General features: G+C 53.7%; 11 protein-coding genes and 1 pseudogene. 3 read left to right on the top strand and 9 right to left on the bottom strand.

Translation table 11 applies throughout. From position 1 onward, the window contains the following. Positions 1-79: 79 nt before the first annotated feature. The 7 genes from DCH402_RS19035 to DCH402_RS19005 form a co-directional block, all read right to left on the bottom strand. Positions 80-301 carry a P-loop NTPase family protein gene (locus tag DCH402_RS19035; protein ID WP_071604745.1) on the bottom strand — a complete coding sequence of 74 codons (222 nt, stop codon included), beginning with the start codon at positions 299-301 and terminating at the stop codon, positions 80-82. A gap of 109 nt (positions 302-410) precedes the next feature. Beyond that, a complete protein-coding gene (locus DCH402_RS19030) occupies positions 411-1,172 on the bottom strand; it encodes an amino acid ABC transporter ATP-binding protein (RefSeq protein WP_040002840.1) in 762 nt (253 codons plus the stop codon). A gap of 8 nt (positions 1,173-1,180) precedes the next feature. After that, positions 1,181-2,275 (bottom strand): amino acid ABC transporter permease, encoded by a 1,095-nt coding sequence (locus DCH402_RS19025; RefSeq protein ID WP_040002839.1) that lies wholly within the window; start codon positions 2,273-2,275, stop codon positions 1,181-1,183. 9 nt (positions 2,276-2,284) lie between these two features. After that, on the bottom strand, positions 2,285-3,463 hold the full coding sequence (locus DCH402_RS19020; RefSeq protein ID WP_040002838.1) for an amino acid ABC transporter permease: 1,179 nt from the start codon (positions 3,461-3,463) through the stop codon (positions 2,285-2,287). 72 nt (positions 3,464-3,535) lie between these two features. Continuing rightward, positions 3,536-4,561, bottom strand: a complete 1,026-nt coding sequence (locus tag DCH402_RS19015) for an amino acid ABC transporter substrate-binding protein (protein WP_040003749.1) — start codon at positions 4,559-4,561, stop codon at positions 3,536-3,538. A 514-nt stretch (positions 4,562-5,075) separates the two neighbouring features. Continuing rightward, positions 5,076-5,741: an amino acid ABC transporter permease gene (locus DCH402_RS19010; RefSeq protein WP_040002836.1), complete on the bottom strand. Its 666-nt coding sequence runs from the start codon at positions 5,739-5,741 to the stop codon at positions 5,076-5,078. Positions 5,742-5,768: 27 nt separating this feature from the next. Further along, positions 5,769-6,539, bottom strand: coding sequence for an amino acid ABC transporter substrate-binding protein (locus DCH402_RS19005; RefSeq protein WP_015848158.1), 771 nt, complete (start codon positions 6,537-6,539; stop codon positions 5,769-5,771). A 250-nt stretch (positions 6,540-6,789) separates the two neighbouring features. On the opposite strand from DCH402_RS19005, the gene DCH402_RS19000 reads away from it, so the two are divergent. Then, positions 6,790-7,932, top strand: coding sequence for an endonuclease/exonuclease/phosphatase family protein (locus tag DCH402_RS19000; RefSeq protein ID WP_040002835.1), 1,143 nt, complete (start codon positions 6,790-6,792; stop codon positions 7,930-7,932). A gap of 77 nt (positions 7,933-8,009) precedes the next feature. Here the strand turns inward: DCH402_RS19000 and DCH402_RS18995 are convergent, their stop codons facing one another. Then, on the bottom strand, positions 8,010-8,903 hold the full coding sequence (locus DCH402_RS18995) for a LysR family transcriptional regulator (RefSeq protein ID WP_040002833.1): 894 nt from the start codon (positions 8,901-8,903) through the stop codon (positions 8,010-8,012). A gap of 279 nt (positions 8,904-9,182) precedes the next feature. On the opposite strand from DCH402_RS18995, the gene DCH402_RS18990 reads away from it, so the two are divergent. After that, on the top strand, positions 9,183-9,578 hold the full coding sequence (locus tag DCH402_RS18990; protein WP_040003748.1) for a (R)-mandelonitrile lyase: 396 nt from the start codon (positions 9,183-9,185) through the stop codon (positions 9,576-9,578). An 86-nt stretch (positions 9,579-9,664) separates the two neighbouring features. Next, positions 9,665-9,984: pseudogene (locus DCH402_RS20810) on the top strand (terminase TerL endonuclease subunit); the annotation flags it as partial. Positions 9,985-10,365: 381 nt separating this feature from the next. Here DCH402_RS20810 and fis read toward each other — a convergent pair. Then, complete coding sequence (gene fis, locus DCH402_RS18980) at positions 10,366-10,662, bottom strand: DNA-binding transcriptional regulator Fis (RefSeq protein ID WP_012883002.1); 297 nt, start codon at positions 10,660-10,662, stop codon at positions 10,366-10,368. Positions 10,663-10,664 lie beyond the last annotated feature (2 nt).

The raw sequence follows: 10,664 nt of genomic DNA, 5'->3' as shown, positions 1-10,664 counted from the left end.
CCATGGTCTCTCCTGCGGTGGCGGCATGCCGCGGCCGCGACAGTTCCCGCATCCACATTTTCTACATTCCCCCAGCCTCTCAGCCTCCGGCACCGGTGCTGCGGTGCAGCCAGTCGCGGATAAAGGCGGCAATCTGTGCCGGCTGATTGAGGTCCAGACAGGGCAGGGCGAGCGTCAACGGTCTGTCGCTGGCCACGGCCAGCGTGCAGGCATCGATGTCCGGCTCCTGATGATGTCCGGGCCGGTGGCGGTAAAGCAGGATTTTATCGACGGGTTCTTGTGGTTCTGGTGTCTCTGTCATTAATGCCCAGCGAGTATTGTGATGCCGTTATTCTTATGTTGATGTTGGAAAAAGTATTATGGACGTAAAAAAGCCCGCAATTAGCGGGCTGTAGAAACATTGGATGTGTTTAATGCAGAATTTGCGCCAGAAACGTTTGCGTACGCTCTGAACGTGGGCTGCTGAAGAAAATATCCGGCGGCGCCTGTTCGACGATCTCACCCTGATCCATAAAGATCACCCGGTTGGCAACAGTGCGGGCGAAACCCATTTCATGGGTTACACACAGCATGGTCATACCATCTTCCGCCAGACCCAGCATGGTATCCAGCACCTCTTTCACCATCTCTGGATCCAACGCCGATGTCGGTTCGTCAAACAACATAATTTTCGGCTTCATGCACAGTGAGCGGGCAATCGCGACACGCTGCTGCTGGCCACCGGAAAGCTGGCCTGGGTATTTGTGGGCGTGGGCGGCGATACGGACTCGCTCCAGATAATGCATTGCCAATGCTTCCGCTTCTTTTTTCGGCATGTTACGCACCCAGCTAGGCGCCAGCGTGCAGTTTTGCAGAACCGTAAGATGCGGGAACAGGTTGAAGTGCTGGAACACCATACCGACTTCGGTTCTGATTTTTTCGATGTTGCGGCTGTCATGATTAAGCTCAATGCCATCAACCACGATACGACCCTGCTGATGTTCTTCCAGGTGATTGATGCAGCGGATCGTGGTTGATTTACCGGAGCCTGACGGCCCACATAACACAATACGCTCGCCTTGCTTAACTTGCAGGTTGATGTCTTTCAGTACATGGAACTGCCCATACCACTTATTCACACTTTCCAGCGTGATCATGTAGTCGGAAGAAGATGCTAATGTGTCCTGGTTCATGGATAACCTCAATGGGACTTATGTCCAGTATCAAAACGTTTTTCTAAGTGCTGGCTATAGCGCGACATGCTAAAGCAGAAGATCCAATAGATAATGGCGGCAAAGACATAGCCTTCTGTGGACATACCCAGCCAGGCTGGATCAACCGTTGCCTGCTGGATACTGCTAAACAGGTCGAACAGGCCGATGATGATCACCAGACTGGTGTCCTTGAACAGGGCGATAATGGTGTTGACCAGGCCGGGGATCACCATTTTCAGCGCCTGAGGCAGAATCACCAATCCTTGCATGCGCCAGTAACCCAGAGCCAGAGACTGCGACGCTTCATATTGCCCTTTTGGCAATGCTTGCAAGCCGCCGCGCACCACTTCCGCCACATACGCCGACTGGAACAGGATGACCCCAACCAACGCGCGCAGCAGCTTGTCGATATTGGTGCCTTCCGTCAGGAATAGCGGCAACATCACGGAGGACATAAACAACACTGTAATCAGCGGTACGCCACGCCAGAACTCGATAAAAATCACGCATAGCGCACGAAGTACCGGCATGTTGGAGCGGCGTCCCAGCGCCAGCAGGATCCCCAACGGCAACGCACCGGCGATGCCGATGGCCGCGATAATGATGGTTAGCGTCAGGCCGCCCCACTGGCGTGTTTCCACGCGGGTCAGACCGCCAAAGCCACCGAACAGCAACCACCAGGCGATCAACGGATAGACGATACACCAGATGGCGATATAACGGCCGCGACGCGGTATGTTGCGCCAGAACATCGGCAGAATGCTGATCAGCGCCAGCACCAGTGCGAAGTTGATGCGCCAGAGTTCTTCCCGTGGATACAACCCGTACATGAATTGTTCGAAACGGGCGTGAACGAATACCCAGCACGCGCCGTCACTGGTGCAATCCGATCGTGTTGAGCCTGTCCAGCTGGCTTTTATGATGGCCCAATTCAGCAATGGTGGGATCAGCGTCCACAGTAGCCATAAGCAAACCAACGTTAAGATGCTGTTGGATATGCTGGAGAACAGGTTCCGCCGCGCCCAGGTGATGGCATAGTTAATGGGCGTCGGATGGGATGGAGTGTGTGTCGTCATAGTCATCCTGTTCCTTTAACGCTCAATTAAGGCGATTTTCCGGTTATAGATGTTCATCAGTAATGAGATCAGCAGGCTGATAATCAGGTAAACCGACATGGTAATGGCGATGGTTTCAATCGATTGGCCGGTCTGATTCAGCACCGTGCCTGCAAATAGCGACACCATATCGGGATAGCCAATTGCGGCGGCCAGTGAAGAGTTTTTCACCACGTTTAGGTACTGACTGGTCAAGGGCGGAATAATCACGCGCAGCGCCTGCGGCAGAATAACCTTACGCAGCGTAACCGGCTTGGGCAGGCCCAACGACAACGCCGCTTCATGTTGTCCGTGGGAAACGGATTGGATACCGGAACGAATGATCTCGGCGATAAACGACGAGGTATATACCGATAATGCCAGCGCCAGCGCTGCCAGTTCGGGGATCAGTACCAGGCCGCCGTTAAAGTTAAATCCTTTCAGTACCGGAAAATCCCCATGCAGTGCCTGGCCAAAGATCAAATGAGACAGCCCCAACAGGACTATCAGCATTACCAGCGGAATAGGCCAATAACGACGCTGCTGACCAGTCAACTCATGGTAGCGTTTATTGCGGCGATGCAACGCGACGGCACATCCCAGCGTGATGAGCAGCGCGAGGAAAGACGGTAGCGCTCCCGGTCCGAACTCGGCGGCCGGAATATATAACCCCCGGTTACTCAGGAAAAAGGTATCGAACGCGTTCACAGCCTGACGAGGGCCGGGTAGGTTGCGTAATACCGCGAAATACCAAAAGAAGATTTGTAGTAACGGCGGAATATTACGAAACGTTTCGATGTAAATTGTTGATAGCTTACGCAGTAGCCAGTTATCAGACAACCGGGACAGACCGACGATAAACCCCAGCAGCGAGGCGCAGATAATACAGATAGCCGACACCAGCAGCGTGTTCAGCAAGCCGACGACAAAAACGCGGGCGTAAGTATCGCCTTGTTCATAGTCAATCAGGTGTTGAACAATACCGAAACCGGCACTGTTATTCAGAAAGGCAAAGCCTGACGTAATCCCGCGCTGTGCCAGATTCGTTACCGTGTTGTGCAGCAGGTAGCCGACGGTAGTCACAACGATAACGACCGCCAGAATTTGGTACAACCAGGCGCGCACCGCTGGATTAGTCAGTGATAAATCACCTTTCACGGTTGGGCGTTGCAGCATGTTGGAGCCTCAGTGACAGATAAAGCAAGGGCACGGCTGGTTCGCAGCGCGTGCCCGTTTTAGCATCAGGGATTAGCGAACGGTAGGAGCGTACTGGATGCCGCCTTTATTCCACAGTTCGTTCAGGCCGCGCTTGATTTTCAGCTCGCTGCCCTGACCGACGTTGCGCTCAAATACTTCGCCGTAGTTGCCTACCTGTTTGACGATTTTGAACGCCCAGTCAGCCGGCAGTTTCAGATCTTTACCGAAGTTGCCTTCTTTACCCAACAGGTGCGCCATATCCGGGGTGGCTGGCTTGGCTGCCATCTGATCGACGTTCTGAGAGGTGATGCCCATCTCTTCGGCATTCAGCATGGCAAACAGTGTCCAGCGGACAATCGCGAACCAATCTTCGTCGCCGCGGCGTACTACCGGGCCCAACGGTTCTTTAGAGATCACTTCCGGCAGTACCACGAAATCGGCCGGTTTGCCCAGCTTGATGCGCAGGGCATACAGCTGAGACTGGTCGGAAGCCAACGTATCGCAGCGGCCGGAATCCAGCGCTTTAGCGCTTTCGTCGGAGCGGTCGAAGGTCACCGGGGTGTACTTCATGTTGTGGGTCTTGAAGTAGTCGGCTACGTTCAGCTCGGTGTCGGTGCCGGCCTGGATACAAACGGTTGCGCCGTCCAGCTCTTTAGCGCTTTTCAGCCCGGCTTTGTTGTGAGTCAGGAAGCCGATACCGTCGTAGTAGGTCACGCCTGTGAACAGCAGGCCCATACCGCCATCGCGAGAGGAAGTCCAGGTAGTGTTACGGGACAGCAAGTCCACTTCGCCGGATTGCAGCGCGGTGAAACGCTCTTTGGCGGTCAGCGGGGTGTATTTGACTTTGTTGGCATCGCCAAAAATGGCTGCAGCGACACCACGGCAGACGTCAACGTCGATACCGGAGTATTTGCCGTTGGCATCGGCATACGAGAAACCAGGAAGTCCATCGCTGATACCGCACTGCACGAACCCTTTCTTTTGAATGGCATCAAGGGTTGCGCCCGCGTGTGCCTGGTTGATGAAGGCAAACAGTGAAGCGCTGGCAACCAGCGTAGACATAATCACTTTTTTCATAATCATCGTATGTGCCTAATGTAATAGTAATGTGCTGTTGTGTGTTGGCGCAGTCATGGCCGCGCCTGCTCTGTCTGTCGATGGGTGACTTCGGCGCTGTATGCCGGACACCGTCATGTTAAGAAAGCAAAAACGATGCCAGCTTGTGATCACAGCGATACAGGCAGGAAACTAAATCGCCTGCGTAGTAAATCGGGATAAATGAGGGGTATAGCGGGATAAAGCAAAGGCATAGGGCGCACCAAAATGGCGTGATTGTTATTCGGTTGATCCAATTTGGTGCAACTCAGGTAAAAAACGGCGGTTAATGCGTTGATGCTGCCTCAAGGAGAGTAATGACCAGCGGCGGCGCTATCTGTTTTAGTGCAGCGCGTTCCGGTGAGCGGTAGCAGCCTTGTAAAGCCAATAACGGCGGTACAGCAGGGTTTTCGGGGGGATTAATCCGGAAGGAATGTAAGAAGGCAGACCATTCGGACTAGTCTGCCTGCCGGTTATCTGGTCTGTCGACCGGTCATCAATGTACCGTGTGGCGCTGGTAGTATTTTTCCAGTCGCGCCTGTAGTTTGCTCAGCACGGTGCTGAACATCAGGTAGATGAGTGCGGCTTCGATGTACAGGATCAGTGGTTCATAAGTGACCGATACGATGCGTTGCGCCGCCAGAAACATTTCAGGCACGGTGATGACGGCGGCCAGCGAGGTGTCCTTGACCAGTGAAATAAAGGTATTCGCCAGCGGCGGCAACGAGACAAAAACGGATTGCGGTACGATCACCCAGCGAATAGCCTGCGCGCCGCTCATGCCGAGCGAATAGGCGGCGTTCCACTGGCCTTTAGGGACGGAAAGAATAGCGCCGCGTACGATTTCCGAACTGTACGCACCGACGTTCAGGCTAAATCCAATCAGTGCCGCCGGGAAGGCATCCAGCGTAATACCGGCGTTAGGCAAGCCATAGAAAATCAGAAATAGCTGGACCAGCAGCGGTGTACCGCGAATCATCCACACGTAAAAGTCGCAGATCTTTTTCAGCGGTTTGGGGCCATACAGGCGCAATAACGCCACCAGTACGCCGATCATCAGCCCAAGAGCAAAGGAAAGAATCGCGAGAGGAACGGTGAAGGTCAGTCCGGCGGAAAGCAGACTCCAGAAGGAGTCTGCCATAAGTTGTAGCCATGATGGCATATCTACAATAGCTCCGATATCAATGCATTATTTGGAAACGTCTTGTCCAAAGTATCGCACAGAAATCGTCTTATAGGTGCCGTCGGCTTTGATTTGATCCAACGCTTTGTTCAGCGCGTCAACCAGTTGCGGCTGGTTCTTACGTACCAGAATGGCCGACGGATCGCCGCTTTCAGCGGTAGCAACCACTTTTACCTTGGCGTCAGGTTTGTGTTTTTTGAAGTCCAGGAACGACAGGTTATCGTTCAGGGTGGCTTCGGCACGGCCGCTCAGCACCAGCTCCAGCGACTGGTTGAAGCCGTCGGTCGGCACGATCTCCGCACCGTAGCTGGTAGCCAGCTTGGAGTAGTTGCTGGTCAGGCTCTGAGCGGATTTGTGGCCTTTCAGGTCGTTGAACGATTTGATGCTGGTGTTATCGCTACGTACGATCAATACCGATTTGGCATCGATATACGGGTTGGAAAAGTCATACTTTGCCTGACGCTCTTTGGTCACGCCCACCTGGTTGATGACGGCATCATAGCGTTTGGCGTCTACGCCGGCGATCAACCCGTCCCAACGGCCTTCGACGAACTCAGCTTTCACACCCAGTTTTTCCGCCACCGCGCGGCCGACATCTACATCGAACCCGACCAGTTTGCCGGAGGCATCATGGTAGGTATAAGGCGCGTAAGTGCCTTCAGTGCCGAATTTAATCACACCGGCTGCCTTGATGGCGCTGAGATCGTCCTGTGCATGAGCCAGTACGCTGGTAACCAGTAAGGCGCCGGTCAGTAATGCTAAGCGAGATTTTTTCATCATTGTTCCTGCCAGAGATGGCTGTTGCCGTTGTGAGTCAGAAATGCTGCGAATTTACGTGATGTCATGATGTTTGCCAAGTCCATAACGACATGGCTTATATCTGCTATGAATATAGTGAGCGCCGGTATTTTTTACCAATGAGCATCGCGGGACAGTGTGATATACGGTGGTAACAATCGGTAGCCAGACTAGAGGGTGTCCCGTAACTAGTTATTTCCCGCCATAGCCTGTCGCCTGAGGAGGAGCCATGAAGCTCAGACTTGCCAGCTATAACGTTGAAAACTTGTTTCACCGTACTGCGATTCTTAACCTGCCTGACCCGCAACAAAGCAGTGAATTACTGGAGAAGGTTCGCCAGTTACAAACGCTGCTGGATGATGATAAGTATGACGATGTCCTGAAAGACCGGGTTTTTACCCTGACCAGCAATCTCCAGCCGTATATCGACTTGCGGGTTGACGGCGGCTCGCTGGGAAGCTGGAAAAACGAAGCGGGCAAGACCGGATTTCGGATTAACAAGAGTTGCCGTGGGCGACGTGACTGGCTGGGCGAGCTGGTTTTTCGTGCCGAACCCTTTGGCGATCAGCAGCGGCAAAATACCGGGTTGGTCATCAAGGCGCTGAAAGCCGATATTCTGTGCGCAGTCGAGGTGGAGAATATGGCGGTGCTGCGTGATTTCAATCGGCAGATTCTGGCGGATCAGGTGTTTGCTCAGTATGTCATGATCGATAGCCCGAACGATCCGCGCGGTATCGATGTTGCCTGCCTGACTCGTCATCGCATTACCCAGTTGCGTACCCATATTTTTGATGCGAGCGCATCGTTTACTCCGCTGTTCAGCCGTGATTGCCTGGAGGTGACGATAGACGTCGGCCTGCTGCAGCCGGTGCATGTGCTGTGTAATCATTTCAAAAGCCAGAACGGCCGTAACGATGAAGAGCGCGAGCGGGCGGCCAAACGTCGGCTCGCTCAGGCGGAACGCGTTGCCGAGATTGTGCGCGGGTACAATTTGCAGCAGGAGTATGTCGTGGTGATGGGCGACCTGAACGAGGATGCCGCTAATCCCTGGCACAGTCTGACTCCGTTGTTTTCCATACCTGACTTACACCCGGCGATTGATCCTTCCCTGCCGGAAACGGCGCGTTATACCTATTATTTCTCCGGCGGAAAACCCCAGGAGCGATTAAACCAACTGGACTATATCTTCATATCTACGCCGCTACATCGCGCGAAGGTCACCTGCGGCATCGAGCGACGCGGTATCTATAACATTGATAAGATCGCCGCTAAAGAGGGCGCAGAACCGGTGACGCCGTTCCCGACGGTCACTTCCTGGGATACCGGCGCTTCGGACCACGCGGCAGTATGGGTCGAGCTGGATATCCGCTGAACACGCCCGGCATTCTGTGGCAGTGGCGAAGCAACGGCACTGCTGTGAACGAGACGGGCACCGCCTCGTTTCAGTCATCAGCCGCGATAGCGCAGCGCGTCGATAAACAGAGAAAAGGCGGCGGTGTGCTGTTTCCGGCTGGGATAGTACAGGTAATAGCCGGGAAACGGTTCACACCACGTATCCAGTACCTGAATAAGACGCCCTTCTGACACCGCCGACCGGATAGTGTCTTCCGGGACGTAAGCCAGCCCCAGCCCGGACAGTGCCGCGTCGATACGGTGCTGGAGGTTGTTGAATGTCAGTTGCCCGTCGACCCGCACACGGATTTCCCGCCCGTCTCTGGAAAATTCCCAGGCGAATAGTCCCCCCAATGTGGGAAGGCGCATGTTGATGCAGCGGTGCTGTTGCAGTGACTGCGGCGTGTCGGGACGGGGGTGGTGGGCGAAATACGCCGGTGAACCGACTACGGCCATACGCATATCCGGGCCGATGCGCACGGCAATCATGTCTTTGGCGACCTGCTCGCCCAATCGCACACCGGCGTCAAAGCGCTCGTGGACAATGTCCGTCAGCGTATTGTCGACGGTAATTTCCAGATGGATATCCGGATACTGGCTGAGAAAGGGTTTCAGTACCGGCCAAAGAACAAAATTCACTGCGTGCTCTCCGGCCGTCAAACGAATGTTGCCCGCCGCTTTATCGCGCATCTCCCCCAGATCTTCCAATGCGTGCTCAAGCTCGTTTAGCGATGGTGAGATGTTGCCGAGCAGGCGCTCACCGGCTTCGGTTAACGACACGCTGCGCGTAGTACGCGTTAACAGGCGAACGCCCAACCGCTCTTCCAGGCTGCGCATGGCATGGCTCAGCGCCGACTGAGAGATACCCAGCTTTGCGGCCGCCCGAGTAAAGCTCTTTTCCTGCGCAACCATACGAAACGAAATAAGATCGCTGAAATTTTCTTTAAGCACTGACCTGTCTCCCTAACGGCACAACGCGTGACACTATACTGAATAAATATATGAATTTAACTCATAGCTCCATGCGGATTTCCTTGTCTAGTCACTGGTTATCGGGCGCGATAGGTTTTTATCAGCGTTCTGCACCGGTGAGGGTACCGGCAATGGGCGAGGGCGATGTTGGCTGGCGCCAACCATACTGATAGCGACCTATGGCGCACAGGTTTTATGCCATATCCCATCGCTCTGTTGAGGTTAATGCCGGCAATCAGGCCGGAAGTAGAGGAAAAAATGAAGATTATTCGTAATGGTTCGCAGCCTTCCCGGCAGGGCCCGGAAGCGTGGTTTACCGGTCAGGTACGCATTGACGCACCGTTTCAGGCGACGGAGCCTGCCCGTGTAGGCGGCGCGACCGTCACCTTTGAACCCGGTGCGCGTACCGCCTGGCACACCCATCCGCTGGGGCAAACGCTGATTGTTATTCAGGGGCGGGGCTGGGTTCAGGAGTGGGGAAAAGAGGTTAATGAGATCAATCCGGGGGATATCGTCTGGATCCCTGAAGGGGCAAAACATTGGCACGGCGCAACGGCAGAAACTGCGATGACGCATATCGCGATTGCCGAGTCGCTTGACGGCAGCGTCGTCGAATGGCTGGAGCACGTCAGTGATGAGCAATATTCGAAATAATCCAGCAAATCTTGATATGGTTGCTATGTTGATACTACATCAAAGTTAAGAAGGTTATGACGATCACCTGCACCAGTAGCGGCCTTGGCGCAGAGCTGGTCGTTGAGCCACTCCCGCAAACCTACCTTAAATTCAGTCCGGTGGCGAAATCAGCAGAGGTATTCGTTAACCGTCGTGTTATCAGGCACAACGGCGATCCGGTGCTGGCGTGGGCGATGAGCAATGTGGTGATGGAGACCGACGCCAACGCCAACATTAAGCCGAACAAGAAGAAATCCGCCAATAAGATAGACCCTGCCGTCGCGTTCCGGATGTCGTTTGGTTCGTGGCAGGTAGAGCGTGAAGGGTTTTGCGTTTGATATGAGCGAAGAACAATAGCAGACTTGCAGAATTTACGGGTATTTAATGGGGCAGGGAAGCCCCATATAGTATTTACTAACCCCCAGCCGCCGAAACCCCGGCTTTAAAACCTTCTTCATAGGGAGCAGAGTCTAGTGGAGTCATTGGCCCAATTGGGGCTATAGGCGGTATTACATTCTCCTGGACAGATTTATAACCATCGCTGTAGCCGCGTGCGTACTCATCTTGATGACTCATAATCTCTATTTTCCTTAATAGTGGTGTGAACTATCAGGGCAAAACAGTTCAGCCTCATCCTCACGAAGTTTGTTCCCGTGTTTTTGCCACTGTGTAGTAACCTGTGGGGTACTCAGTGGGGTACAAATAACAAAAAACGCCTGCCATTTCTGACAAGCGTTTTTTAAAAACAATCGGTTATGAATTTAGATTAATTCATGCCGTATTTTTTCAGTTTCTTACGCAGCGTGCCGCGGTTGATGCCCATCATCAGGGCAGCGCGGGTCTGGTTGCCGCGGGTGTACTGCATCACCATGTCCAACAGCGGCTGCTCTACTTCAGCCAGTACCAGCTCATACAAGTCATTCACGTCCTGACCATTCAGTTGAGCGAAATAGTTCTTCAGTGCCTGTTTAACCGAGTCGCGCAGGGGTTTTTGGGTTACCTGAGCCTGAGAGTTTACAGTGGAAACGGTCAGTACGTCAGAATTCACGCGTTGTTCGAACATAG

Source organism: Dickeya chrysanthemi NCPPB 402 (assembly GCF_000406105.1).
GTDB lineage: Bacteria > Pseudomonadota > Gammaproteobacteria > Enterobacterales > Enterobacteriaceae > Dickeya > Dickeya chrysanthemi.
This window is presented reverse-complemented; position numbering and strand designations above follow the sequence as displayed.

Bases quoted from the DNA above. Each gene is read 5' to 3' on its own strand.
- DCH402_RS18990 (WP_040003748.1), top strand. From the start codon at position 9,183: ATGAAGATTATTCGTAATGGTTCGCAGCCTTCCCGGCAGGGCCCGGAA.
- DCH402_RS19000 (WP_040002835.1), top strand. From the start codon at position 6,790: ATGAAGCTCAGACTTGCCAGCTATAACGTTGAAAACTTGTTTCACCGT.
- DCH402_RS19030 (WP_040002840.1), bottom strand. From the start codon at position 1,172: ATGAACCAGGACACATTAGCATCTTCTTCCGACTACATGATCACGCTG.
- DCH402_RS19020 (WP_040002838.1), bottom strand. From the start codon at position 3,463: ATGCTGCAACGCCCAACCGTGAAAGGTGATTTATCACTGACTAATCCA.
- DCH402_RS19010 (WP_040002836.1), bottom strand. From the start codon at position 5,741: ATGCCATCATGGCTACAACTTATGGCAGACTCCTTCTGGAGTCTGCTT.
- DCH402_RS19005 (WP_015848158.1), bottom strand. From the start codon at position 6,539: ATGAAAAAATCTCGCTTAGCATTACTGACCGGCGCCTTACTGGTTACC.
- DCH402_RS19025 (WP_040002839.1), bottom strand. From the start codon at position 2,275: ATGACTATGACGACACACACTCCATCCCATCCGACGCCCATTAACTAT.
- DCH402_RS19015 (WP_040003749.1), bottom strand. From the start codon at position 4,561: ATGAAAAAAGTGATTATGTCTACGCTGGTTGCCAGCGCTTCACTGTTT.
- DCH402_RS19035 (WP_071604745.1), bottom strand. From the start codon at position 301: ATGACAGAGACACCAGAACCACAAGAACCCGTCGATAAAATCCTGCTT.
- fis (WP_012883002.1), bottom strand. From the start codon at position 10,662: ATGTTCGAACAACGCGTGAATTCTGACGTACTGACCGTTTCCACTGTA.